At 63.3% G+C, this 22,953-nt stretch carries 24 protein-coding genes and 1 tRNA gene; 16 read left to right on the top strand and 9 right to left on the bottom strand.

What is annotated here, in order from left to right; translation table 11 throughout:
* Positions 1 to 319 precede the first annotated feature (319 nt).
* Positions 320 to 1,552, bottom strand: a complete 1,233-nt coding sequence (locus NKH52_RS33290) for an ABC transporter substrate-binding protein (protein ID WP_352736518.1) — start codon at positions 1,550 to 1,552, stop codon at positions 320 to 322.
* 270 nt (positions 1,553 to 1,822) lie between these two features.
* Here NKH52_RS33290 and NKH52_RS33285 point away from each other — a divergent pair, with 270 nt between their 5' ends.
* The 3 genes from NKH52_RS33285 to NKH52_RS33275 are packed head-to-tail and all read left to right on the top strand — an operon-like array spanning position 1,823 to position 4,519.
* On the top strand, positions 1,823 to 2,557 hold the full coding sequence (locus NKH52_RS33285; protein ID WP_352736520.1) for an SDR family oxidoreductase: 735 nt from the start codon (positions 1,823 to 1,825) through the stop codon (positions 2,555 to 2,557).
* A gap of 2 nt (positions 2,558 to 2,559) precedes the next feature.
* Positions 2,560 to 3,627, top strand: coding sequence for an ABC transporter ATP-binding protein (locus tag NKH52_RS33280; RefSeq protein WP_352736516.1), 1,068 nt, complete (start codon positions 2,560 to 2,562; stop codon positions 3,625 to 3,627).
* A gap of 10 nt (positions 3,628 to 3,637) precedes the next feature.
* On the top strand, positions 3,638 to 4,519 hold the full coding sequence (locus tag NKH52_RS33275; RefSeq protein WP_352736514.1) for a MurR/RpiR family transcriptional regulator: 882 nt from the start codon (positions 3,638 to 3,640) through the stop codon (positions 4,517 to 4,519).
* A gap of 17 nt (positions 4,520 to 4,536) precedes the next feature.
* Here the strand turns inward: NKH52_RS33275 and NKH52_RS33270 are convergent, their stop codons facing one another.
* Positions 4,537 to 4,854, bottom strand: coding sequence for a DUF167 domain-containing protein (locus NKH52_RS33270; RefSeq protein WP_352736512.1), 318 nt, complete (start codon positions 4,852 to 4,854; stop codon positions 4,537 to 4,539).
* Positions 4,855 to 4,867: 13 nt separating this feature from the next.
* A complete protein-coding gene (locus NKH52_RS33265) occupies positions 4,868 to 5,158 on the bottom strand; it encodes a YggT family protein (protein ID WP_023811703.1) in 291 nt (96 codons plus the stop codon).
* A 160-nt stretch (positions 5,159 to 5,318) separates the two neighbouring features.
* On the opposite strand from NKH52_RS33265, the gene NKH52_RS33260 reads away from it, so the two are divergent.
* The 6 genes from NKH52_RS33260 (at position 5,319) to NKH52_RS33235 (ending at position 8,984) form a co-directional block, all read left to right on the top strand.
* Positions 5,319 to 5,394 (top strand) — tRNA-Ala (locus NKH52_RS33260).
* Positions 5,395 to 5,718: 324 nt separating this feature from the next.
* Entirely contained in the window at positions 5,719 to 6,468 is a 750-nt protein-coding gene (locus NKH52_RS33255) for a helix-turn-helix domain-containing protein (RefSeq protein WP_352736510.1), read from the top strand.
* A 528-nt stretch (positions 6,469 to 6,996) separates the two neighbouring features.
* A complete protein-coding gene (locus NKH52_RS33250; RefSeq protein ID WP_352736508.1) occupies positions 6,997 to 7,959 on the top strand; it encodes a SagB/ThcOx family dehydrogenase in 963 nt (320 codons plus the stop codon).
* A 67-nt stretch (positions 7,960 to 8,026) separates the two neighbouring features.
* Positions 8,027 to 8,281, top strand: coding sequence for a hypothetical protein (locus NKH52_RS33245; protein WP_023811699.1), 255 nt, complete (start codon positions 8,027 to 8,029; stop codon positions 8,279 to 8,281).
* Between the two features lie 4 nt (positions 8,282 to 8,285).
* Positions 8,286 to 8,543: a hypothetical protein gene (locus NKH52_RS33240; protein WP_081734866.1), complete on the top strand. Its 258-nt coding sequence runs from the start codon at positions 8,286 to 8,288 to the stop codon at positions 8,541 to 8,543.
* A gap of 120 nt (positions 8,544 to 8,663) precedes the next feature.
* Positions 8,664 to 8,984: a hypothetical protein gene (locus NKH52_RS33235; protein ID WP_031213427.1), complete on the top strand. Its 321-nt coding sequence runs from the start codon at positions 8,664 to 8,666 to the stop codon at positions 8,982 to 8,984.
* Between the two features lie 150 nt (positions 8,985 to 9,134).
* On the opposite strand, the gene NKH52_RS33230 is transcribed toward NKH52_RS33235, so the two are convergent.
* From NKH52_RS33230 to NKH52_RS33215, 4 genes are all read right to left on the bottom strand, one after another.
* Complete coding sequence (locus NKH52_RS33230; protein ID WP_352736506.1) at positions 9,135 to 10,079, bottom strand: energy transducer TonB family protein; 945 nt, start codon at positions 10,077 to 10,079, stop codon at positions 9,135 to 9,137.
* Positions 10,076 to 10,543: a TonB system transport protein ExbD gene (exbD, locus tag NKH52_RS33225; protein WP_352442129.1), complete on the bottom strand. Its 468-nt coding sequence runs from the start codon at positions 10,541 to 10,543 to the stop codon at positions 10,076 to 10,078. The genes NKH52_RS33230 and exbD overlap by 4 nt, the downstream gene beginning before the upstream one ends.
* Positions 10,544 to 10,548: 5 nt before the next feature.
* Positions 10,549 to 11,514 (bottom strand): tonB-system energizer ExbB, encoded by a 966-nt coding sequence (gene exbB / locus NKH52_RS33220; protein WP_352736504.1) that lies wholly within the window; start codon positions 11,512 to 11,514, stop codon positions 10,549 to 10,551.
* Positions 11,515 to 11,579: 65 nt separating this feature from the next.
* Positions 11,580 to 12,371, bottom strand: coding sequence for an ATP-binding cassette domain-containing protein (locus tag NKH52_RS33215; protein WP_164762277.1), 792 nt, complete (start codon positions 12,369 to 12,371; stop codon positions 11,580 to 11,582).
* A gap of 214 nt (positions 12,372 to 12,585) precedes the next feature.
* On the opposite strand from NKH52_RS33215, the gene NKH52_RS33210 reads away from it, so the two are divergent.
* The 6 genes from NKH52_RS33210 to NKH52_RS33185 all read left to right on the top strand — a co-directional run bounded on the left by NKH52_RS33210 (position 12,586) and on the right by NKH52_RS33185 (position 20,199).
* Complete coding sequence (locus NKH52_RS33210; RefSeq protein ID WP_352968411.1) at positions 12,586 to 12,783, top strand: hypothetical protein; 198 nt, start codon at positions 12,586 to 12,588, stop codon at positions 12,781 to 12,783.
* A gap of 41 nt (positions 12,784 to 12,824) precedes the next feature.
* Positions 12,825 to 14,768 carry a TonB-dependent siderophore receptor gene (locus NKH52_RS33205; RefSeq protein ID WP_352736500.1) on the top strand — a complete coding sequence of 648 codons (1,944 nt, stop codon included), beginning with the start codon at positions 12,825 to 12,827 and terminating at the stop codon, positions 14,766 to 14,768.
* Between the two features lie 25 nt (positions 14,769 to 14,793).
* A complete protein-coding gene (locus NKH52_RS33200) occupies positions 14,794 to 15,654 on the top strand; it encodes an ABC transporter substrate-binding protein (protein ID WP_352736498.1) in 861 nt (286 codons plus the stop codon).
* Entirely contained in the window at positions 15,651 to 17,654 is a 2,004-nt protein-coding gene (fhuB, locus tag NKH52_RS33195) for a Fe(3+)-hydroxamate ABC transporter permease FhuB (protein WP_352736496.1), read from the top strand. Before NKH52_RS33200 ends, fhuB begins: the two co-directional genes overlap by 4 nt.
* Before the next feature lie 109 nt (positions 17,655 to 17,763).
* Positions 17,764 to 19,488 carry an ABC transporter ATP-binding protein gene (locus tag NKH52_RS33190; protein WP_352736494.1) on the top strand — a complete coding sequence of 575 codons (1,725 nt, stop codon included), beginning with the start codon at positions 17,764 to 17,766 and terminating at the stop codon, positions 19,486 to 19,488.
* Positions 19,489 to 19,524: 36 nt separating this feature from the next.
* A complete protein-coding gene (locus tag NKH52_RS33185) occupies positions 19,525 to 20,199 on the top strand; it encodes a cysteine hydrolase family protein (protein ID WP_352736492.1) in 675 nt (224 codons plus the stop codon).
* Positions 20,200 to 20,434: 235 nt separating this feature from the next.
* Here the strand turns inward: NKH52_RS33185 and NKH52_RS33180 are convergent, their stop codons facing one another.
* The gene (locus NKH52_RS33180) at positions 20,435 to 21,376 is read right to left on the bottom strand and encodes an LLM class flavin-dependent oxidoreductase (protein ID WP_352613059.1); all 942 of its coding nucleotides are present in this window, start codon (positions 21,374 to 21,376) and stop codon (positions 20,435 to 20,437) included.
* Between the two features lie 111 nt (positions 21,377 to 21,487).
* A complete protein-coding gene (locus NKH52_RS33175) occupies positions 21,488 to 21,640 on the bottom strand; it encodes a hypothetical protein (RefSeq protein WP_352736490.1) in 153 nt (50 codons plus the stop codon).
* Between the two features lie 287 nt (positions 21,641 to 21,927).
* Here NKH52_RS33175 and NKH52_RS33170 point away from each other — a divergent pair, with 287 nt between their 5' ends.
* Positions 21,928 to 22,695: an SDR family NAD(P)-dependent oxidoreductase gene (locus NKH52_RS33170; protein WP_352736488.1), complete on the top strand. Its 768-nt coding sequence runs from the start codon at positions 21,928 to 21,930 to the stop codon at positions 22,693 to 22,695.
* Positions 22,696 to 22,953 lie beyond the last annotated feature (258 nt).

Genomic DNA, 22,953 nt, shown 5'->3' with positions numbered 1-22,953 from the left:
ATACCGCCCCCCACCGCCCCCCCTTCTAGGGGGGTTTTGTTGTGGAGGGAAGCTCGACGGAGTGGGGGTCGACCTTTAGACGCAAGGCGAGGCTTATGCTTGCGCCTAGTGCCCTTCCTATGTCCGTACGCGGCGGTTGCCAGGTGGTTCCCCCACTCCGTCTCGGCTTCGCCGAGCCACCTCTCCCCCCTCCGGAGGGAGAGGAAAGGAACCTGGCTGGGGTGGCGCTGACATCGACGAACTGTCCTTCTGCTCAATGTCTGCAAGATGTGGCGCGCCCGCCTGAGCGGAGCGCGCCACGGGCGCAGGGAGATACGCCCTATTTCTTCAGCACGGTGTTGGCCTTGGCGGCTGCGTCCTTCAAGCCCGCCTCGGGGTCGCCGCCGAGATAGATCTTCTGCATGGCGTCCGACGTGATCTGGGCGACTTCTTCCCAGCCCGGAATGACCGGCGCGAAGCGGGCGTCGGGCAGGAGCGCGGTGAACGCTGCCAGATCGGCATTGTTGACGTAGTAGTCCATCTTGGCCTCTTCCTTGTTCACCGGCAGGAAGCCTTCGCCTTGCGTGAACTTGGCGCGCTGCTCTGTGGTGAACAGGAAATCGAGCAGCTTCCAGGCTTCGTCCTTGTTCTTGGAGTTCTTGAACATGATGATGGAATCGGTCACGCCATATGTGCCGCGCGCGCCGGTCGGTCCGGCGGGAATGGCCGCCACGCCGTATTTCAGGTTCGGCGCCTCGTCCTTGATCTGGTTGGACAGGAACGGTGCGGTGATCATCATGCCGACCTTGCCCTGCTTGAACAGGTTCTGCACGTCCTCGCGGTTGTTGGAGGTGACGCCGGGTTCGGTCAGGCCTTCGTCGATCATCGACTTGTAGAGCTTGGCCGCCTCAAGCGCACCTGGCGTGCTCAGGCCCGAAGTGCCATCCTTGTTGAGGATTTCGGTACCCTGCGACCACATCGCATAATAGTAATAGACGTCGGTCTCGATCTCCTTGCCCTGCAGGCCGAAGCCGAACGTGCCGGACCCCAACGCCTTGATCTTGCGCGCATCGTCCTGCAGCTCGGTCCAGCTTGCCGGCGGCTTGGCGATGCCGGCTTTCTCGAACAGCTCCTTGTTGTAGTACATGGCGCGCGCCGAGGCCGCGATCGGCAGGCCGTAGGTCTTGCCGTCCATAATCGAGGGCGACAGGAAGGTGTCGATGAAGCGATCCTTGAAGTCGGGCTTGATGTAGCTGTCGAGCGGCTCGGCGACATCCTGCTGGACGAAGTCGATCAGCCAGCGCGTGCCGATGATCGACAGATCGGCATTGGTGCCGGCGGTGATGTCGGTGGTCAGCTTCTGCAGCAGCACATCCCACGGCACCACTTCGAACTTGACGGTGATGCCGGGGTTCGCCGCCTCGAATTCCTTCTTGACGTCGGCGAAATAGGGAGCAGTCTTGGCGCTGTACTCGGCCACGGTGACCCGCACCTCGCCTGCATCCGCCTGCGCCGCAATTGCCAGCATGCTCATTCCGGCCATCAGGCCGACAGTCCATTTTGCAAGGCTCATTTGATCTCTCCCATTTTGATTTGCGCCTGCGCGCCTCTTCGTGCCGGAGCAGAAGATTTATGTGACTTTCCTACATTATCGATCATTTGAAGGCTTGCAAGCGGATTATTCTGTTGCTTAATTACATTTACAGGCCTAGGCCTTCTGCGATCTGTCAGAACTTCCGGAGGATGACGTACGGTGGTTTCGCAATCCGAGTTCGAAGGCAGGGCCGAGTTCGAAGGCAGGGCCAAGTTCGAAGGCCGGGCCGAGTTCGAGGGCAAGACCGTCGTGGTGACGGGTGCTGGCGGCGGCCTCGGCACGGCCATCGTGGCGCTGATGGCGCAAAGAGGCGCCAGGGTCATAGGCTGCGACCAGTCGAGCGAGGCGTTGAAGAGCCCGCATTTTGCCTCCCGCCACGTCTTCGATCTTCTCGACAAGGCGTCGATAACCACGGCGATCGCTGCGATCCTCGACCGCGATGGCGTGCCCGACATTCTCATCAACAATGCCGGCTGGACACGCGCAGAGACGATTTCGGCGCTCGATCCCAACAGAATAGAGCAGGAACTCGACCTCAACCTGACCGGCGTGATGAACTTCGCCGACCCGCTGGTCAAGGCGATGGCCGGCCGCGGCTCCGGCAGTGTCGTCTTCATCTCGTCGGTCAATGCCATCGCGCATTTCGGCAATCCCGCCTATGCCGCGGCCAAGGCCGGCATCAACGCTTACGCCAAGGCGATCGCCGTCGAACTCGGCCGCAGCGGCCTGCGCGCCAATGTCGTCTGCCCCGGATCGATCCGCACCGCCGCCTGGGACCACCGCCTTGCCAAGGATCCCGAAATCCTCGGCAAGCTGCAGCGGCTCTATCCGCTCGGCCGCATCGTCAACGCTTCGGAAGTCGCGGAAGCCGTCGCCTTCCTTGCGTCCGATCGCGCATCGGCAATAACAGGCGTGGTGATGCCCGTGGACGCGGGACTGACCGCCGGTTGCCTGCCCTTCATCGACGACATCCTGGGAGCGTGAGCATGACAGACGTCGAATTTCGCGACCTGTCGAAATCCTTCGGGCAGCACAAGATCCTCGAGAACATCAGCCTCGATATCAAGAGCGGCGAGTTCGTCGTGCTGGTCGGCCCGTCCGGCTGCGGCAAGTCGACCTTGCTGCGCATGCTGGCCGGGCTGGAGACGATCACCTCCGGCGACCTGTTGATCGGCGGCGTGCGCGCCAACGCGCTGCCGCCGCAGCAGCGCAACATCGCCATGGTGTTCCAGTCCTATGCACTGTTTCCGCATCTGAAGGCATCTGACAATATCGGCTTTGGCCCGAAGATACGCGGTGAGACGCGCACGGTGATCGATGAGAAGGTCAAGAAGGCGTCCGGCGTCCTCAATCTCTTCTCCTATCTCGACCGCTATCCCCGCCAGCTGTCGGGCGGCCAGCGCCAGCGCGTCGCCATGGGCCGCGCCATCGTGCGCGAACCGTCGGTGTTCCTGTTCGACGAGCCGCTGTCCAACCTCGATGCACAATTGCGCGTGCAGATGCGCGTCGAGATCAAGGCGCTGCACCAGCGGCTGAAATCGACGATCGTCTACGTCACCCACGACCAGATCGAGGCCATGACGATGGCCGACCGCATCGTCGTGATGGACCGCGGCAGGATCCAGCAGGTCGGGGCGCCGCTGGAGCTCTATGACAGGCCGGCCAACAAGTTCGTCGCCTCCTTCCTCGGCTCGCCGTCGATGAGCTTTGTCTCGGGCTCTCTCAAGACGACAGCTCAGAAAACCTGGTTCGAATCGGCCGGCGGCGGGCGGCTTGCGCTTGCCGGCAAACAGGTGTCGGCGGACAGCGCGGTGGAGGCTGGCATCCGGCCCGAGCATTTTGTCATCGGCGAGGCTGTCGACGCGATGGCGATCAGGGTGGATGTCGTCGAGCCGACCGGCTCCGAAACCCATGTCTATGGCGCTATCGGTGCTGATACGGTACGCGCCGTGTTCCGTGACAGGGTGCCGGTCAGGCCGGGAGACCTGCTGCCGGTCTCTGTCGACCCCGGCAACATCCATCTGTTCGACAAGGCAACGGGCCTGCCTCTATGAAAATAGCAGCATGAAGACGCCAGCCGACATCATCACGCGCCTGCAGCTGATGTCGCAGGACGGAACGAAGTCGGATCGCAAGCTGGCCAGCTTCGTCCTGGCAGACCTCGATTTCGTTTCCAAGGCGGCGATTTCGGAAATTGCCGCGCGCGTTGGTGTCAGCGAGCCGACGGTGACGCGGTTCTGCCGCAACCTCGGTTGCGAGGGCCTGCGCGACTTCAAGTTCTATCTGGCGCAAGCCATCGCCATCGGCGGCCAGTATCTGTCGCCGGAGCCGTTGAGCCGTGATGCCCGCGAACAGCGCATCGCTTCCGCCATCACCGAAGCGGCGATATCGGCCATCCAGCGCGCCAGCGAAAACCTCGACATGACGACGCTGGTCGCCGTCGCCGCACGCATCGCTGTTTCCGGTAATGTGCTGTGCATCGGCTCCGGTGGCATTTCGTCCATGATGGCGACCGAAATGCAGAACCGGCTGTTCAGGCTTGGCGTGTCGGTGCTGGCGCAGATCGACGGACAATTGCAGCGCATGTACGCCGCCGTCGCCACCCCTGACACCACGCTGATCGCCTTCTCTGTCTCCGGCTATGCGCGATCGGTCATCGATGCGGTCCAGGTCGCCCAGCAATATGGCGCCACCACGATCGCCATCACCCCGCCGGACTCCGCACTCGCCAAGGTCGCCGACACGGTCATCCATTTCCAGTCGCTCGAGGACGGCAATATCTACAAGCCGACATCGTCGCGCTATGCGCTGCTGTCGATCGTCGACATGATCGTCACCTCGGTCGCCGAGACGCGCGGACCAAGGGTTCTGGAGAATCTGCGCCGCATCAAGCAGAGCGTGAACACGTTGAAAGTCGACGATCCGCGTTTGCCATTGGGCGATTGAACCCTCCGGCAAGGACATCAGGACTGATGGCCGAGCGCCTCGATGCTATTCGCCAACATCGCCGGATCGCCTTCAATGCGCACGGTCTTCAGCCGCGCGGTGCCGCCGGCGACAACCGAGACAGCGGACCTGGGCACGCCCAGAGCCTTGGCCAGCAGCTTTTCGAGCGCATGATTGGCGTCGCCGTTTTCCGGCACGGCGCGGACGCGCGCTTTCAGATGGCTTCGCCCGTCCGCCGTGGCCTCGAAGCCTTCGAGCCTGTCCAGCGCAGCCTTTGGCGTCAGCCGGACAAACAGCTCGGCGCCGTTTTCGCGCAGGCGAAACGGCGTGCTCATAAGGTCATCCTGCTCACAGGATCAGAGGCGCCACCGTGGTAAGCAGAAACTGCCGCAGGAAGAACAGGATCAGAAGCAGGATGATCGGCGAGATGTCGATGCCGCCAAGGTCCGGCATGAAGCGGCGGATCGGCCGCAACGCCGGCTCGGTCAGCCGGTAGAGCATGTTGCCGATGCTGCCGACGAACTGGTTCTTCGAATTGACGACGTTGAAGGCGTAGAGCCAGGAAAAGATCGCCGAGGCGATGATGATCCACCAGTAGAGGTCAAGCGCCATGACGATTGTTTGAATGAGGGCGAGCATACCGGTCTCCAATTGTTGCCGACATGTAGCCATTGCACGCGAAACCGGCAAGGGCCGCTTTCCGCCGGCGCCAACTCGACGCTTGACGGCACTGGATTTCGGCAAACCTCTGCCTTGACAGGAAACCGCGTCGCCCGATAAATGCGCCCATCCGCTGGACGGGGCTGTAGCTCAGCTGGGAGAGCGCGTCGTTCGCAATGACGAGGTCAGGAGTTCGATCCTCCTCAGCTCCACCAGTGGAATAATTCCACTCTCCGCGCCAGATGCGGTCCGCGACGCTCGTCCCGGCTTGCCCCGCGTTGGCATTGCTCTGCCCAGCGCACCTTAAAAGGCCGCGCTACATCGCCTATTTCGCAATATCCGGCAAAATTTTTGTCAATTGGACTTATGGCGGAAGCGCTCACCGATTGTTTCCGTTTTTTTTGGAAACCGCCCCAGTAAATTGACATTACCAAATCAGTTTTTTCTGTGCGTTGTGACCAGGCGTTTCGGCGGGGGCGGCCGGAGACGCTATATGGATTTCGAGTCGAAATGAAAAATCCGCCTGCGGAAGCAAAGACGTGTCAATTCGCGAGAATCTCGCTGCAAACCTTAGACGGCTGTGCAAGGACCATGCCTCCGTAAGTGCGGTATGCCGTGAGCTGCACATCAATCGCACGCAGTTCGAACGCTACCTGCAAGGGCAGACCGTTCCCAACAAGGCCACCGCCAAGCTGATATGCGATTACTTTCGGATCGACGAGGCCGAACTGTACCAGGATCCCGACGCACCCGAGCCAGCGATGCGTGGCCTGCCGCCGGTTTCCGAGAGCCTGTTCAACCAGATGATCCGCCCTCCCAGTCCTTCGATCGCGGGCGGCACCTATTTCACCTATTTCTCGATCCCGGGCCGCCTAGACCTCCTGATGCGCTCGGTGACCTTCGTGCGGCGCGAAGCCGAACTGGTCACCTTCCGAAGGGTCACCGGATGGTCGGAGCGCCGGGGATCGACCTGGGCACGAGCGCGCGGCAATCACTATGGCGTGGCGATCTCGCGGCTGAACTGGATCTATTTCAGCGGCATCAATCGCCGCCAGACCGGAGAGCCGTCGCTGATCTCCGTGCAATGGGCCCCCATCTCCGAACCGGTGCTGATGGGCAAGGCCATGCTCCTGACGGAGGCCGGCCCGGCATTCGTGTCCGTCATCATGCGGCGCGACATCACCAACATCCACGCAAGGGATGCCATCAGCATGGCGCATGTCATCAATCTCGACGATCCGGGCGTCGATCAACTGGTTGTCAGCCTCACCCGGGACGGGTTGGGCTAACCCCCGGATCGCCGTGTCTTACGCCAAATAAGAATAAGCGTACGCCGATAAAGCGTATGCCAACGATTGTCTACTCTGTATCTGAATAAAATCGATATTTTACACTTTAATGCCAGGAAAGATAATCCACGCATCCGTCTTCGGCTCGTGGTTTTACTATAATTTTAACAAACCATTAACTCTCCCGACCTTACCTTTCTTCACGCGGATCCCGTTCTGGGGGTCTTTCAACGGATCCCAAATCGGGGTCAGGAAAGGGATGAAAATGGCCAAGAAAGTGACCAATGCTCCGAAGCTGACGATTGCCGCCGGCACGCAGACCGTCTTCTTTTCGCAGGGCATGCACTACAACAAGCGCTGAAGCCGTTCTGCGCCGACGAGCGTCTTGCTTGTCGGCGCCTCGGCTCCGCAGATGGCATCAGCTTTATGAAAATGCGCTCTTCGAAAACGCTTGTTTTCTATCCCGGACCGAACAAGGTCACGGCATGCAACTTCCTGACCAGAAGCGTGTTTGAATGCAGCCCTGAGATGGTCGGCCTTCTCGCATCGTGGGACAAATGGGCATCGACGGCGGACATTGCCCGCGCCCATGGATGGTCGAAGTCCGAGTTGAAGGCTGTCGTTCCCCAGTTGCTCGATTTCTCCGCGCTGGTCACAGCCGGATCGCCTCTCGCCGAGCAGGAGGAACAGTTTTCAGGACAATGGAGTTGGGGGCTTCCGACGGCGCTGATGCATTTCTGCGTCCAGGACAGCGAATACATGACCATCGAGCAAGCGGAAGAGCGGCAGATAGAACGCGCCGGCCATACGCCGCAGCCGAACCTCATGCTCAAGAATTCCGCGGGCGCCATCCAGCTGCCGAATGCACTGGAAGACAATGAACTTCTTAGCTTGATGGCGCGGCGCCGCACCAACCGCACGGCGGCTCAGCCCACCATCACGGCCAAACAGCTTTCCGATTGCCTGTTCGCAGGGCTCGGCATCATCGGCGAGACCGCCAATTGCGTTGGCACCCTGCCGCTCGGCATGACCCCTTCAGGCGGCGCGCGAAATCCCTATGAGGCCTATGTGGTCGCGCTCGGCGTCGATGGCCTCGAACCCGGTGTCTATCACTATTCCGCCGCGGATCACGACCTTGGCAGGATTTCCGCAAACCATCTGCCGAAGATCTCCGAACTGGTCGGCGGACAGGAGTGGGCCGACGCCATGCCGTGCCTGGTCCTGCTTTGCGCCAGGCTCGATCGCACGATGTGGAAATATGAGGACGCCAACGCCTATCGTGTCGTGCTGATCGAGGCCGGCCATATCGGCCAGAACATCATGCTGGCGGCGACCAACCATCGCCTGTCGGCATGTCCGACAGCCGCGCTCAGTCATTCCGCGATCAAGCGGCTGCTTGGTCTCGACAGTCTCACCGACGCACCGATCTATGCCTTGACCCTCTCGACACCGGAAAGAGATCCCTCGACGGTGGGCCAATCCATCAATTAGCCGACCAACTATGTGCATCGCGGCCAGTAACGCGTTCCCTAGGTATAACCAGAGACAGGAGCAGCACGTGCCAAATCAATCCTTACGCCAGTCGGAAATCGATAGTCTTCAATATATTTCGTCGATGACCAATGAGCTCGTGCAAATGGCCGAAGCCAGCCGTTTTCCGATGATCTCCTATCTGCTCGGCATGGCCTATGCAGAGGCCTTCGACGTTCTTCGCGGCGCACGGCCGGCCAGGCATGCGCAGCTCAGCGGCAACCCGCTGCACCCCAAGGCGCAGGCAAAAGACACTCGGGCCGTCCAGCCACGGAGAGCGTAGCGACATGCAATCGTCAGCCGCATGCGCGGTGGCCGGCTCGACCTCCCCAAACCGGTGGGAGACACTGTGCGCGTTGCAAAGCCTGCTGCCCTTGCTGAAGAAGGCCGCGACGGACCTGCGCCGCGCCGACATGGTCTACTGGTTCGAGCAGGCCGATGCCGAGGTCGCCAACATCATCAGGGGCCATCCCTCCGATGCAACCGCCATCCCGGCCCTGATTGCATCCTGCCCGCAGGACCGGCGGTCGGTCGCTCAAGCTTGATGCATGTCGCCCGCCCAAACGCGACGCGTTCATTGGCGCCGCTGAAATGCTCTGATCACCAGTTTTTCAATTTCGGACCGGAACCTATTGCGCGTCTGGAATGCCAAGGGGGACCTGCACATGAACATGATAGCCAACATCAGAAGCGTCGATGCCAGGGAAAGCATTTTCAGCCGGCTCGACGTCTTGATCGCCAGGCGGCCGCCGTCGCCTGACGCCGCGCGGGTCGAGGCCCGCCAACTCGTCTCGATGGCGATTGCCGACAGCTGCCAGGCCGACAGTCTCTGGGGTACAGTGGACGCTTTCCACGCCCATTTCGACTTCATGATGCAGACCGTCGAGATCAACGGCGCCGATGACCCGGGCCTCGGGCCCTTGCGCACGAAATGCCGATTCTATCTCGAACAGGTCGAGGCCCTGAGCCTGTCACTGGCCTATTGACAGGCCGGCCCGATCAAGTTCGGCTCTAGAGCAATTCTAGGAAAAGTGTGAAGCGGTTTTCCCGGGAAAAGCGCGTAGCGCTTTCCCTAGAGAATTGCGTCAAAACAAAGAGTTAGAGCAGCTCGCCGTTTCCGTGAAACGGTGAATGCTCTAGTTGCGCAGGCTGAACACGAACGGCGCTGTACGGCTCAGACGCGAACCAAGTTCCGGTGGCGGTGCCGGCACCGTGGCGCCTTGCAGCACGGCGAGCGCCGCACGGTCCAGATCCGCATCCCCCGAGGAACGAGAGAGCCTGGCGGACAGGACCCGGCCGGACGAGTCGACCGTGAAGGCGACATACGGCCTGCCTTCGACGCGTCGGGCCTTGGCAGAACTGGGATAGCGCGTGTGCCGCTTGATCCAGGCACCCAGACGGGAGTCCCATTTGCTGGAGTCGCCGGAGCGAGACGTCGATTCGGCCGACTTCGGCGCGGCGGTCCTGGCCGCGGGCCGTGCGTCGGCGCTGGTGGCGGTTGCCGTCTTCGGCGGGGCTGCCTTCTCCTTCTTAGGCCGCGGCTTGGGCTTCTCGAGAGGCTTTTTCGCCTTGGCCGCGACCGGTTTCTTGTCTTTGACAGCTTCGACCGGTTTCGGCTGCGGCAAGGGAATGACGACGTCGGGCGTGACAGCCTCGGCAACATCGGGGACGACCTCATCCGGCGGCGGCTGATCGACCTCTTCAACCGTTTCGGTCTGGGTGGGTTCTGTCTCGTCTGGCGCGACCGCTTCCGGCGGCTCGACAACCGGCTCCGCCTTTTCGACCGGTTCTTCAGGTGTCGGCTCGGTCGTCGGTGTCGGTTCGGTCTGATCTGGCGTCACCGCATCCAGCGCGGCGACCTGTTCTTCCACGGCCGGCATCACCACCATCGGTGCCATCTCGATCATCTGCGCGGGAGGGGGACCGCCATCCGCTTCGGTGACCATTGTGAGGTTCTGCACTGCATAGGCGACCGCGACATGGGCTCCAAGGACCAGCGCGGCAGCACCGGCCCACAAGCCAAGGTCGCGCCAACCGAAGCGCGACAACTGGACCGAGGGCACAGCGACCGCCTGCGTCATGGCGTCGGCGCACCCGTGGCTGCGGGCGCCGGAGAATTGGACGCGGGAGCCGTCTCCAGGCCGACCAGCGCGATCTTCAGATAGCCGGCACCGCGCAATAGGTTCATCGCCTCCATCAGGTCGCCATAGGCGACCGCCTTGTCGGCGCGCAGGAAGATGCGCGTCTGCTTGTCGCCCTTGGTCTTGGCGTCCAGCGTCGTGGCGAAAGCCGGGCGCGGCACGCTGTCATTGCCGATCGCCAGCGTCAGATCGTCCTTCAGCGTCAGGAACAGCGGTGTCTCGGGCCTCGGTGCGGGCGTTGCCGTCGAACCAGGCAGATCGACATTGACATCCACCGTGGCCAGCGGTGCCGCGACCATGAAGATGATCAAGAGCACCAGGATGACATCGATGAACGGGGTGACGTTGATCTCGTGGCTTTCCTCGAGATCGTCATCCATGGCCTGTCGGATTCTGCTTCCCATGGCGCCTACTCCGCCGCCAGTGGCGTTGCCGGCGCAACGGTGCGGAAGTCCAGGTCGCGGCTGACCAGCCGTTCGACCCCGGCGGCGGCATCGGCGAGGATCTGCCGATAGCCGGCTATCGAGCGGGCAAAGACGTTGTAGATGACGACGGCCGGTATGGCCGCGACCAGGCCCATCGCGGTGGCCAGCAGCGCCTCGGCGATACCCGGCGCGACCACGGCGAGATTGGTGGTCTGCGCCTGCGAGATGCCGATGAAGGCGTTCATGATGCCCCAGACCGTACCGAACAGGCCGACGAAGGGCGCTGTCGAGCCGATCGTCGCCAGCACGCCAGTGCCGCGCGACATGCGCCGCGCCGCCGCCGCCTCGATGCGCGACAGGCGCGACGTGACCCGTTCCTTGAGGCCGTCGCCCGAGACATGATCGAGCGCGCCGGCCGAGAGTGCGGTCTCCTCCTCGGCCGCCCGCACCAGCAGCGTGCCGGGGCCGCCGCTGCGGTCGAGGGTACGGCTGGCCTGCTTCAGCGTGGCGGCCCCGCCGATCGCCCGCACGGCGCGACGGATGCGCAGCTTCCCGCCGAAAAGCTCCAGCGACTTGGCCAACCATATCGTCCAGGTGACGAGGGAGGCAAAGGCCAGCCCGATCATCACTGCCTTGACGACGATATCGGCCGCCATGAACATGCCCCATGGCGACAGGTCATGCGGCAAGGTCATCTCCATCGCCGTCGAAGGTCCGGTCTCGGCCGGCGCGGCCGTATTCGGCTGCGTGCCTGGCTGCGAAGGCGCCATTGTGGCCGGCGGAGCGACTGCCGGTGCGGCGGGTGCGGGTGCAATCGGCGCTGGGGCTGCGGGCACGGCGGGGGTTTCGATCGCCGGCGCGGCACCGGCGGGTTGCTCCTGGGCCATCGCGCTGCCGGCCGACAGGATGACGGATGCGACCAACGCCGCCAACAAACCAGTTCTCGACAACAGCTTCTTCCTTGTTCTCACAGCGGCCAGCCGCCTTCTATTTCCCGCCGCCGCATCAGATCTCGTCACTGCACATAGCCGACAGGCTGGCCGGTGACGGGGTGCGCGAACACGCCCATCTCCACGCCGAAAATGCCTTTCAGCACATCGCTGCGCATGATTTCGCCGGGCGTGCCGCGCGTCAGCAGCTTGCCGTCCTTCAGCGCGATCAGTTCGTCGCAGTAGCGCGCCGCCATGTTGGGATCGTGCAGCACGACGACGACACATAGGTCGCGTTTGCGGCTGAGCTCCTTGACCAGCCCGAGCACCTCGACCTGATGGGCGATGTCGAGTGCCGAGATCGGCTCGTCGAGCAGCATGACGCCGGCGTTCTGCGCCACCAGCATGGCGAGCCAGGCGCGCTGGCGCTCGCCGCCCGACAATTCGTCCACCAGCCGGTCGGCAAAACCCTCCATATCGGTCAGGGCCAGCGCCTCCTCGACATGCTGCCTGTCCTCGGCGCGGAAACGGCCAAGCGCGCCATGCCAGGGATAGCGCCCGAGCGTCGCCAGTTCGCGCACGGTCAGGCCGGTCGCCGCAGGCGTCGTCTGCGGCAGATAGGCAAGCGCGCGGGCAAATTCGCGGGCACCCCATTGCGGCAACGGACGCCTGGCGAAAGTGATGGCGCCTGAACTCGCCGGCTGCTGGCGCGCCATGAGCTTGATAAGCGTCGACTTGCCCGAACCATTGTGGCCGATCAGCCCATAGACGCGCGAGCGCTCCAGTTCGAGCGAAACCGGACCGAGCAGCGTCCGCTCGCCGACGGCAAAGCGTACGGCATCGATATGGAAGGCAGTCTGGGCATCAATTCCAGCCATGCTCATGGCTTTTCTCCAGTGCGGCCGCCCGCATTTCCAGATTCCGGCTTTCGACAGGTCATGCCCGGTTGACTATGAAACATGACCTTACTAGTCAACATTGAAGATGACTGCAACGATCAACAAATCGTCGCGACCGGCAATATCGGCACGAGTTTGGAAACAGGAGGCGCACCGGATGATTTCAGGACATGGACCGATTTGGCAGAACCGGATGGCGCGCAAGCGCCTGCTGATCGCAACGGTGTCGCTGCCGGCCCTGCTTGGCTGCGGCCATGCACTGGCCCAGGAGACGGTCACCACCACCCTGGACCCGATCAACGTCCAGGAACGTGTCGAAAGCGCATTCGGGCCGGTCAAGGGCTACGTTGCCACCAAGGCTCCACCGGCACCAAGACCGACACGCCGCTGATCGAGACGCCGCAATCGATATCGGTCATCACCAGGGACCAGATGGAAGCGCAAGCCGTCGACAGCCTGAACAGCGCGTTGCGCTACACACCCGGCGCCACCGGCAATCTCTACGGCACCGACAATCGCGGCCTCGGCCTGCAGTTGCGCGGCATTTCGAACGCCAGCGGCGTCTTCTACAGGGACGGGCTGCAGCTCAAGGAGAGCAATTTCACCCTGTTCACCGCACTCGATTCCTATGGCGCGGAACGCTACGAGGTGCTGCGCGGACCGGCGTCGGTGCTTTATGGCCAGGCAAGCCCCGGCGGCATCATCAACTATGTCAGCAAACGGCCAACCGAGGAAAACCTGCGCGAGGTCGAATTCGGTGGTGGCAGCTTCAATCGGTATGACGGCAAGTTCGATTTCAGCGGTGCCGTGAACGCCGATAAGTCGCTGCTGTTTCGCCTCACCGGTGCCGCTCACATGGGCGACACGCAGACCGATTTCGTCAAGGACGACCGCATCTTCATCGCGCCGGCGATCACCTGGCAGCCCGATGCCGACACCAGCCTGACCATCCTCGCCAACTATCAGCGCGATCGCTCGGGATGGGCGATGCAGTATCTGCCTGCCTACGGCACGGTCATACCGGGCAAGGACGGCAAGTACCTGCCGAACAGCATGTTCGTCGGCGAACCCGGCTTCGACTCCTACAACAACGACCAGGCCTCGATCGGCTACGAATTCGATCACCGTTTCAACGAAACCTGGCAGGTTCGACAGCATGCCCGCTACGTCCACCTTACCCACACCGAGGAAGGCGTCTTTGGTGGCGGACTGACGGACTCGAACGGCCTGGAACCTTCAAGCGGCGACTACTACCGTTATGCAGATGCCGGTGGCACCAAGCTCAGCGGCGTCACCATCGATAACCAGGCACAAGCCGATTTCGACACCGGGCCGCTTGCCCACACGCTGCTCGTCGGCCTCGACTACAAACGCTATACTTACCGCGACTATGCCTCGGAAGGGACCGTCGAGGACGGTTTCAACGTCTTCGATCCGGTCTACGGCTACAAGATCGGTGATCTGACGCCCTACACCGATACCGACACCACCCAGCAGCAAGTTGGCCTTTATGCGCAGGATCAGATCAAGCTCGGCAACTGGCGGCTGACCCTTGGCGGCCGCCAGGATTGGTCGGACGCCAAGGTCTACGACAATCTGGCCGGTGGCTACATTCCCGAGCAGAAGGACAACGCCTTCACCAGCCGGGCGGGGCTCGTCTACCTCGCCGACAACGGGCTTGCGCCCTATGTCAGCTACTCCGAATCGTTCCAGCCGGTGGCGGGTGCCGACAGCGACGGCAATCTGTTCGTGCCCGAGACCGGCAGACAATACGAGATCGGGCTGAAGTACCAGCCGACCGGCTGGAATTCCTTCATTACGGCATCAGTTTTCGACCTGACCCGGCAGAATGTCGTGCGTTCCGGCAATGAGGGCTCACCCAACGATCTGTTCCAGACCGGGGAGATCCGTTCGCGCGGCGTGGAACTGGAAGCCGTGGCGAGCCTGGATGCGGGCCTCGATCTGAGAGCGGCCTACACCTACCTCGACACCAAGATCACCAAGGCGACCGCTGTCGAAGACGTCAACGGCGTCTGGGTCAGCAACGAAGGCAACATGCCCTTCGGCGTGCCGGCCCATTCCGCATCGCTTTGGGCCAATTACACCTTCATGAGCGGCAAGCTCGAAGGTCTCGGCCCGGGGGCCGGCGTCCGCTATGTCGGCTCGACCTATGGCGACGACGCCAACAGCTTCAAGGTTCCGTCGGTCGTGCTCGCCGACGCGGCGGTGCATTACGCCTGGCAGAACGCCACACTCAGCCTCAATGCCAGCAATCTGTTCGACAAACGCTACGTCGCCTCCTGCTTCTCCTCGGGCTTCGGCTGCTTCTACGGCGAGGGCCGCAGGATCAACGGTTCGGTGAAATACACATGGTAGAAGCAAGGTGGCGGGCCGACCCAAAATGGCGGCGCTGACACGGCGCCAGTATCTTGCCGGCCTCGCCGCGACCGGCCTCGCCTTGCCGGGCGGCATGGCACGCGCGGTACCTGCCCGCGTCGTCTGCCTGGAATGGACGTCGGCCGAAATCGTGGTCTCGCTCGGCCTGTCGCCGCTCGCCGTCGGCGACATCAGGGGTTATGGCGATTGGGTGCAGGGCCCGGCACTGCCGCAGGCCACCATCGACCTGGGATCGCGCGGCGAACCCAATCTCGAACTGCTCAGGGAATTGCGACCCGACCTGATCGTCGGCGCTTATGGCTATGGCCTCGACGAGAGCAGCTTCACCAGACTGGCGCCGACCTTCAACGTTCCGTTCTACAGCGGCAAGGCTCCACCTTACGCGCAGGCGCAACAGGTGACGCTGCAGCTTGGCGACATGCTTGGCCGCAGGGCGGAAGCAGAAAACCTTGTCGCGCGCATCGAAGCCTCGATCGCGCACGCCCGCGCCAGGCTGGAGCGGGCGGTGCAAAAACCGGTTTGCGTCGTCAGCATGTTCGATGATCGCCATGTCCGCGTCTACGGCGCCGGCAACCTGCTGCAGGATGTCCTCGACCGGCTCGGCCTCGTCAACGCCTGGACCGGCGCCACCAATGAATGGGGTTTTTCGACGGTCGGCATCGAGGAACTGGTCGCCGTCGGCGAGGCGCAGCTGATCTCGCTCGATCCTATCCCGCCGCACGTCAGGATCAGGATTGCCCGCAGCTCGCTCTGGGCCAATCTGCCCTGCGTCCGGAACGGCCAAGTGCGGACCATTCCGCCAGTCTGGCCGTTCGGCGGTCTCACTGCTGCCGCGCGTTTCGCCGAATTCGTGGCAGCGGCATGATCGCCCAGGCAATGTCCCTGCCGCGACAGAGCGACGGCATCGGCGCGCTTATCCTGTTGGTAGCCGTGCCTGCGGGGCTGGCGCTGATGCTGACCGTCTTCGATCTGATCCATCTTTTGCCGACGCATCTGTGGTGGCAGGCGCTCACCGCCCCCGACACATCCGATCCAGCGCAGTTGCTGTATCGCTATGCCTTCCTGCCGCGTGTCGCCGTCAGCATGCTGGCCGGCGCTGCACTTGGTCTCGCCGGTGCCATCATGCAGCATGTGCTGCGCAATCCGCTGGCCGAGCCGACCACGATCGGCACCAATGCGGGAGCGAGCCTCGCTTTGGCAGCAGCCACCCTCTATGCACCATGGCTGCTGGAGGGCGGCCGCGAAGGTGTGGCGCTGGCCGGCGGCGCGCTCGCCACATCAGCCGTTTTCGCACTGGCGCGCGGGCGCAGCTTTTCGCCGGTGTCGATCATCATCGCCGGTCTCGTCGTCAGCCTCACTTTCGGCTCGGCCGGCGCGCTGCTGATGGCGCTCAACCGCGAATACACCGAGGAGCTGTTCATCTGGCAGAGCGGCTCGTTGGTGCAGAATGGCGACGCGGCGGTCGTTGCTCTGGCGCCGTGGCTGCTGGCCGGCATCTGCGCCGCGTTCCTGCTCTGGCGACCGCTACGCCTGCTCGATCTCAGCGACGACGGCGCGGCATCGCTCGGCACCCGGCCGGCCGTCATCCGCCTTGCCGGCATGGCAGTCGCCGTCTCGCTTAGCGCGCTGGTCGTCGCCGAGGTCGGCGTCATCGGTTTCGTGGCGCTCGCCGCCCCGGCTGTGGCGCGGCTGGCCGGAGCGCGCACGCTTGGCCGCCGCCTGGTCTGGTCGCCGCTGGTCGGCGGCGCCCTGCTCTGGCTCACCGACCGTCTGGTGCAGCATCTGCCGTTCGCCGGCGAAATCCCCGCCGGCACCGCGACCGCTTTGCTCGGCGCGCCGCTGCTGCTGTTCCTGTTGCCGCGAATGCGAACCACTCCCGAAAGGCAAGCCGATATGGTGTCGTCGGTACGCCTGCCGACAAACGGCCTGCCTTTGATGGCCGGCCTGCTGGCGCTCATCCTCGCGGTTGTCCTCGCCATCGGCTTTGGCCGTGGCGCAGGCGGTTGGCACTGGATCGCATCCGCGGATTTGACCGAGCTGCTTGCCCTGCGCGCGCCTCGCGTCGTCGTCGCCCTGTCGGCGGGCGTCCTGCTCGCCGTCGCCGGCACGCTGATGCAGCGCATGACCGGCAACCCGATGGCCGCGCCCGAGGTCCTGGGCATTTCCGGCGGCGCCTCTTTCGGCGTGCTGGCGCTGCTGCTGCTCAGCGACGGCTTCGACCGCGTGGCAATGCTCGGCGCCGCCCTCGCCGGCGCCATGCTGGCGCTGACGATCGTTGTTTTGGCCGGGCGGCGCAATGCCCTGTCGCCGGAACGGCTGCTGCTTGCCGGCGTCGCCGTTGCGACGGCCGCGTCCGCCTTCGCCGCGCTGCTTCTGGCCAGCGGCGATCCGCGCATGGACTTCCTGCTCACCTGGCTGTCGGGATCGACCTATCGCGCAACACCCAATGATGCCCTCACCGCCGCAACGGTCGCGGTCGCCGTCCTCGCGCTGGCGCCGCTGACCGCGCGCTGGCTCGATATACTGCTGCTCGGCGAAACCGCCGCGCGTGGCCTTGGCCTGCGACTGGGACGTGTTCGCGCCACATTGCTTGCGCTCACCGCATTGGCCACCGCAACCGCGACATTGGTCATCGGCCCGCTGAGCTTCGTCGGCCTGATGGCGCCGCACCTCGCACGCATGCTCGGCTTCCGCCGCGCCGTGCCGCAGCTTCTGGCCTCGGCCATGACAGGCGGGCTGATCCTCGTTGCCGCCGACTGGGCAGGGCGGACGCTGATCTTTCCCTGGCAAGTGCCGGCCGGCCTCATCGCCGCCTTCGTGGGCGGCCCCTATTTCATGGCGCTGATGTGGAAAGGCAGGCAATGAAGTCGGCGCTGGCATATTGCCGGCCCTGCCCTGCCGATTGTAAGCAGCGCCCATCGATGGCGGCCGGCGCCCTCGCCGCGTCCATCAAGACAGCTTGCGGTTCACCTCGATGATCAGACGTTTCCTTTCCTACTACGCGCCCTGGAAGGGGCTGTTCGCGCTCGACTTCTCCTGCGCGGTGCTGGCCGGCCTGCTCGAACTCGGCTTTCCCATGGCGGTCCGCACCTTCGTCGACCAGCTGCTGCCGCAGCAGGACTGGACGCTGATCATCATCGCGTCGGCCGGACTGCTGGTGATCTATCTGCTCAACACGGTGCTGATGGCGGTCGTCACCTATTGGGGCCACATGCTCGGCATCAACATCGAGACCGAGATGCGGCGCAAGAGCTTCGATCATCTGCAGAAACTGTCGTTCCGCTTTTACGACAATCACAAGACCGGCCATCTCGTCGGCCGCGTCACCAAGGATCTCGAGGAGATCGGCGAGATTGCGCATCATGGCCCCGAGGACCTGTTCATCGCCATCATGACCTTCGCCGGCGCCTTCGTGCTGATGTTCACGGTCAACATGCATCTGGCGCTGATCACGGCGGTGATCGTGCCTCTGATCGCCTGGGTGACGATGCGCTACGGCGACCGCATGGAGCGCAACTGGCAGGCGCTCTACCGGCGTGTCGGCGATTTCAACGTCCGCATCGAGGAGAATGTCGGCGGCATGCGCGTCGTCCAGGCCTTCGCCAACGAGGAGCATGAGCGCACGCTGTTCGCGCATGACAACCAGCGCTACCGCCAGACCAAGCTCGACGCCTACCGCATCATGTCGGCCAGCAATTCGCTGAACTATATGGGCATAAGGCTGATCCAGCTCGTGGTCATGATCGCCGGCAGCTACCTCGTCATTACGGGAGGCCTGAGCAATGGCGGCTTCGTCGGCTTCCTGCTTCTGGTCGGCGTCTTCGTGCGGCCTATCGAGAAGATCAATTCGGTGATCGAGACCTATCCAAAAGGCATTGCCGGCTTCCGCCGCTACACCGAGCTGCTCGACACCGAACCCGACATCGCCGACCGGCCTGATGCCGTTACCGCCAGCGGGCTCAAGGGCGACATCGAATATCGCGGTGTGAGCTTCGGCTATGGCGACGGCAAGCCGGTGCTCAGGGATATCGATCTCACCATTCACGCCGGCGAAACCATCGCCTTCGTCGGCCCGTCGGGCGCCGGCAAGACCACCATATGCTCGCTGCTGCCGCGGTTCTACGAAGTCAGCGCCGGGCGGATCAGCATCGACGGCATCGATATCAGGGACATGACGCTCGCCTCGCTGCGCGGCCAGATCGGCATCGTCCAGCAGGATGTCTTCCTGTTCGGCGGCTCGATCCGCGAAAACATCGCCTATGGCCGTCTCGGCGCCTCCGACGAGGCCATCACCGATGCCGCGCGGCGGGCGCAGCTCGACGGCATGATATCGGGCCTGCCGGCCGGCTTTGACACGATCATCGGCGAGCGCGGCGTAAAATTGTCCGGCGGCCAGAAGCAGCGGCTGGCGATCGCCCGCATGTTCCTGAAGAACCCGCCGATCCTTATCCTCGACGAGGCGACGTCGGCGCTCGACACCGAGACCGAGCGCGAAATCCAGAAGTCGCTGGCCGAACTTGCCGAGGGCCGAACCACGCTGGTCATCGCACACCGGCTGGCAACGATCCGCGGCGCCGACCGCATCGTCGTCGTCTCGGAGTCCGGCGTCGTCGAACAGGGTTCGCACAGCGAACTGCTCCGCGCCGGCGGCATCTATCGGCGCCTGCACGACGCCCAGCATCTGGTGTCGTCGCGCTGATCCACTATGGTGGCGGCCCAAAGCAGGGAGCCCCGGATGATCAAGGCAACGCCCTTCGATTTCCCCTATGACGGCAGGCTGGTGGCCGAAAACACCGCGCTGATCGTCATCGACCTGCAGCAGGATTTCCTTTCGACATCAGGCTACTTCGCCAGGCAGGGCTATGACCCGTCGCCTCTAAGGGCGATCCTGCCGACGGTGAGCCGGCTGATCGCGGCCGCGCGCAAGGCCGGCGTCAGGGTCATCCACACGAGGCAGGGCTATCGGGCCGATATGGCCGATATGACGCCTTACGAAAAATGGCGCCGCAAGCGCGCCGGTCTCGACGGCACCGATATCCTGCTGCGCTCGGGCACGGGGTTCCAGATCGTTCCGGAGATCGATGTGGCGCCGCAGGACATCATTGTCGACAAGACCTGCAACAGCGCCTTCATTTATACGGATTTCGAGCTTGTCCTGCGCGCCCAAGGCATCACGCATCTCATGTTTTCCGGATGCACGACGGATGTCTGCGTCCACACCACGCTGCGCGAAGCCTGCGACCGGAATTTCCAATGCCTGACGATCTCGGACGCTTGCGCCAGCGGCGACAGACAAGCGCACGAAGCAGCGCTTCACATGGTGACGGTTGAGGATGGCGTCTTTGGCGCGCTCGCTGATTCCAGCGCTGTCATTGAAGGCCTGTCGCGATTGTCGGGCATGGCGAGTTAGGGCGCCAAGATCAATGCCGGCGGGACAGCACCCCCCTCTGGCCTGCCGGCCATCTCCCCCGCAAGGAGGGAGATTGGCTGTCATCTCGGCTTTCACTAATCGCCAACGGGGCAAGACGAGCGCTGCGGGTGAAGCTGTCGATCTCCCCCCTTGCGGGGGAGATGTCCGGCAGGACAGAGGGGGGTGTGAAGGATCTCGGCGTTACCGGAATAGCTTTCATTCCGTAGGCCAGAACTCAGCCCGTTGCGCGCGTCTCCAATCCTGCACGAGACGCATATGCCCCAGGCTGGAATGCCTCGTGTTCGCGACGCGCCAGCGAATTGCGCAGCAGGGCGATGGTTTCCCGGCCGACCGTTGCGATCTCACGCGGCGTGTCGACGCCGACAATCATGAATTCATCGATCCCGAGGGCTGCATAGGCAAGCAGTGACAGGGCGGCCTGGGCTGGCGGCCCGGCAACATCGACCGCCTTGTGGCCGGAGGCGGAAGCACCTTGGTGAATCCCGACCGGAAGCGCGAAGCGCAGCTTGCCGGCCCGGCCATGTTCGGCGGCGGAGCGGCGCACCCGCTCCATCAATTGCCGGATCTCATCGATCGAGCCCGGCGCCAATTCAAAGACATCGGCATGCCGGCCGGCAACTTTGAGTGCCGTTCCGGACTGCCCGCCCATGCGGATGACCAGGTCGGCGCCGTGCGGTCCCTTGCGCGGCACGTAGCCGCCCTTGATGCTGTAGAACGTTCCTTCGTGGTCGAAGGGCCGGTCGTTCGACCACAGCCGCTTCAGCAACACCAGATATTCGTCTATGCGCTGCCAGATGACGGTGTGCCCGACCGGCCGTGTTTCGGCGTCGGCGTCGCTCAGCGGCTCACTGATCATTCTCAGCGCTAGGCGCCCGCCGCTTTTCCTGTCGATCGACGCCAGTTGGCGGGCCGCCACGGTCGGTTCGACCACGCCCGCCCAATGGGTGAGCACGACTTCCAGCGACGAGGTGCGATCGAGCACTTGGGCCGCAAGATCCATGTTGGTCAGCAGCCCGGCCGAATCGTCGACGACGATCTTGCGGAAGCCGCCATCCTCGATCAGCCCGAGCTTGGTCGCGGTCTCGGCAAAGTCGTAGAAAAAGGGAACCGCGGCATCGGCGGTCTTGCCCGGAATATGCGTGAACTCGATCGGCATTGCCATGTCCTCCGTTGTGTCGGGCGCGCGAAAGCACGCCGAGGATTCGGTTCATTCAACTCCGATTGCCTGAAAGCGGTGGGGGGAGCTAACCCCGGTCGATCTGACGACTCAGGGAATAAGGCCCAGAACAACGGCCCCGGTGAACACGAACGCAAGGGCAAAGACGAGATAGGCGAAAGCCCCGGCATAGGCCGGGCGAAAAGCCTGGGCATTGGCCGCCCGCTGACCGCTGCGATCCTGGGCGTTCTGGATATAGGACATATCGACCTCCGTCTCGGCGATTAATCTATAAAACTTGTAGACTTTGTCGATTGCTATTTTTGGGCCAAAGATAGAATAGTTTTCTCCTATGGTGCCGGAAGTTGGTAGGCACTTGCTTAGAGGGCGCCCTCCGACGGCCGATCCATATGGCGCGTCCGTTCTCGCTTCTGCGTGTGAATGGACCTATGACCTTGCCCTCGCTGCACTCAATTCGTGGATTGGCCGCCCGGCGCGGGCGCGGTAGCATCGCAACCAGCAAAGCGAAATCGTCACACAGGGGCAGAAAAATGGGCACAAGACTGGCCGGCAAGGTCGCCATCATTTCGGGAGGAGCGACGGGAATGGGTGGAGCGGCTTCGGAGCTGTTCGCCGCCGAAGGCGCCAAGGTGGCGATCATCGACCGCAACGGCGAGGCGGCCGCCGCAACCGCAGCGACAATCAGGGCGCGCGGCCATGTCGCCGAGCATTTTGTCGCCGACGTCTCCGACGAGGCACAGGTCGAAGCGGCGGTGAAGGGTGCGACGGAAACACTCGGCCCGGTCACCGTACTGTTCAACCACGCCGGCACCATCGTCATCAAACCCTTCCTGGAGACTACGGTGCAGGAATGGGACTGGCTGCATGCCGTCAATGTGCGCTCGATGTTCCTGATGACGCGCGCCGTGCTGCCCGGCATGATTGCGGCCGGCGGCGGCTCGATCGTCTGTACTTCGTCGATCTCAGCGGTGGCGGCGACTCCCAATGAAGTGCTCTATGACACCACCAAGGGCGCTTGCCACATGTTCGCCCGCGCCATCGCCGTCGAGTTCCGCGACCGCAACATCCGCTGCAATGCGGTCTGCCCCGGCTTCATCCGCACGCCGCACGGCCTGCGCGAGGTCGCCGACCTCAGCAGGCTCGGCGTCGACGTCTCCGACGCGGCGCTGGCCGCGCAGCAGGGCCGCATCGGCGAACCGGAAGAGGTGGCGAGGGCGGCGCTCTACCTGGCCAGCGACGAGTCGAGCTTCATCAACGGCACGCATCTGTTCGTTGACAATGGTTTTACGGCGATGTGAAACGCTCAAAGGAGGCGCGAACTTGGCAGGATGCGGGTTCCTCGCCCCCACGAAGGTGGGGGAGAGGTGGCTCGGCGAAACCGAGACGGAGAGGGGAAATGGCTCGACCTTGCCGTGCTTCGGCGACAACTCGCCAGCGTCGCTTCGCGGCCACCTCTCCCCCGCTTTTGCGGCTAGGGGATGCACACATCTTTTGAGGTGGATGACTCGCTTTTGATTGGTTGTCTGGCGTTGGGATGTGATTCTGTTGGCGATGCT

The organism is Mesorhizobium sp. M1066, from assembly GCF_040318635.1.
Taxonomy (GTDB): domain Bacteria; phylum Pseudomonadota; class Alphaproteobacteria; order Rhizobiales; family Rhizobiaceae; genus Mesorhizobium.
The sequence above is the reverse complement of the archived record's forward strand: the minus strand, read 5'-3'. Positions and strand labels throughout refer to the sequence as shown.

Excerpts from the sequence above, each read along its gene's own strand:
- NKH52_RS33235 (WP_031213427.1), top strand. The coding sequence starts at position 8,664 with ATGAACATGATAGCCAACATCAGAAGCGTCGATGCCAGGGAAAGCATT.
- NKH52_RS33290 (WP_352736518.1), bottom strand. The coding sequence starts at position 1,552 with ATGAGCCTTGCAAAATGGACTGTCGGCCTGATGGCCGGAATGAGCATG.
- NKH52_RS33200 (WP_352736498.1), top strand. The coding sequence starts at position 14,794 with ATGGCGGCGCTGACACGGCGCCAGTATCTTGCCGGCCTCGCCGCGACC.
- NKH52_RS33250 (WP_352736508.1), top strand. The coding sequence starts at position 6,997 with ATGGTCGGCCTTCTCGCATCGTGGGACAAATGGGCATCGACGGCGGAC.
- NKH52_RS33175 (WP_352736490.1), bottom strand. The coding sequence starts at position 21,640 with ATGTCCTATATCCAGAACGCCCAGGATCGCAGCGGTCAGCGGGCGGCC.
- NKH52_RS33185 (WP_352736492.1), top strand. The coding sequence starts at position 19,525 with ATGATCAAGGCAACGCCCTTCGATTTCCCCTATGACGGCAGGCTGGTG.
- NKH52_RS33265 (WP_023811703.1), bottom strand. The coding sequence starts at position 5,158 with ATGCTCGCCCTCATTCAAACAATCGTCATGGCGCTTGACCTCTACTGG.
- NKH52_RS33210 (WP_352968411.1), top strand. The coding sequence starts at position 12,586 with ATGGCGCGCAAGCGCCTGCTGATCGCAACGGTGTCGCTGCCGGCCCTG.
- NKH52_RS33280 (WP_352736516.1), top strand. The coding sequence starts at position 2,560 with ATGACAGACGTCGAATTTCGCGACCTGTCGAAATCCTTCGGGCAGCAC.
- exbD (WP_352442129.1), bottom strand. The coding sequence starts at position 10,543 with ATGGGAAGCAGAATCCGACAGGCCATGGATGACGATCTCGAGGAAAGC.
- NKH52_RS33240 (WP_081734866.1), top strand. The coding sequence starts at position 8,286 with ATGCAATCGTCAGCCGCATGCGCGGTGGCCGGCTCGACCTCCCCAAAC.
- NKH52_RS33190 (WP_352736494.1), top strand. The coding sequence starts at position 17,764 with ATGATCAGACGTTTCCTTTCCTACTACGCGCCCTGGAAGGGGCTGTTC.
- NKH52_RS33275 (WP_352736514.1), top strand. The coding sequence starts at position 3,638 with ATGAAGACGCCAGCCGACATCATCACGCGCCTGCAGCTGATGTCGCAG.
- NKH52_RS33180 (WP_352613059.1), bottom strand. The coding sequence starts at position 21,376 with ATGCCGATCGAGTTCACGCATATTCCGGGCAAGACCGCCGATGCCGCG.
- fhuB (WP_352736496.1), top strand. The coding sequence starts at position 15,651 with ATGATCGCCCAGGCAATGTCCCTGCCGCGACAGAGCGACGGCATCGGC.
- NKH52_RS33230 (WP_352736506.1), bottom strand. The coding sequence starts at position 10,079 with ATGACGCAGGCGGTCGCTGTGCCCTCGGTCCAGTTGTCGCGCTTCGGT.
- NKH52_RS33205 (WP_352736500.1), top strand. The coding sequence starts at position 12,825 with ATGGAAGCGCAAGCCGTCGACAGCCTGAACAGCGCGTTGCGCTACACA.
- NKH52_RS33215 (WP_164762277.1), bottom strand. The coding sequence starts at position 12,371 with ATGGCTGGAATTGATGCCCAGACTGCCTTCCATATCGATGCCGTACGC.
- NKH52_RS33270 (WP_352736512.1), bottom strand. The coding sequence starts at position 4,854 with ATGAGCACGCCGTTTCGCCTGCGCGAAAACGGCGCCGAGCTGTTTGTC.
- NKH52_RS33170 (WP_352736488.1), top strand. The coding sequence starts at position 21,928 with ATGGGCACAAGACTGGCCGGCAAGGTCGCCATCATTTCGGGAGGAGCG.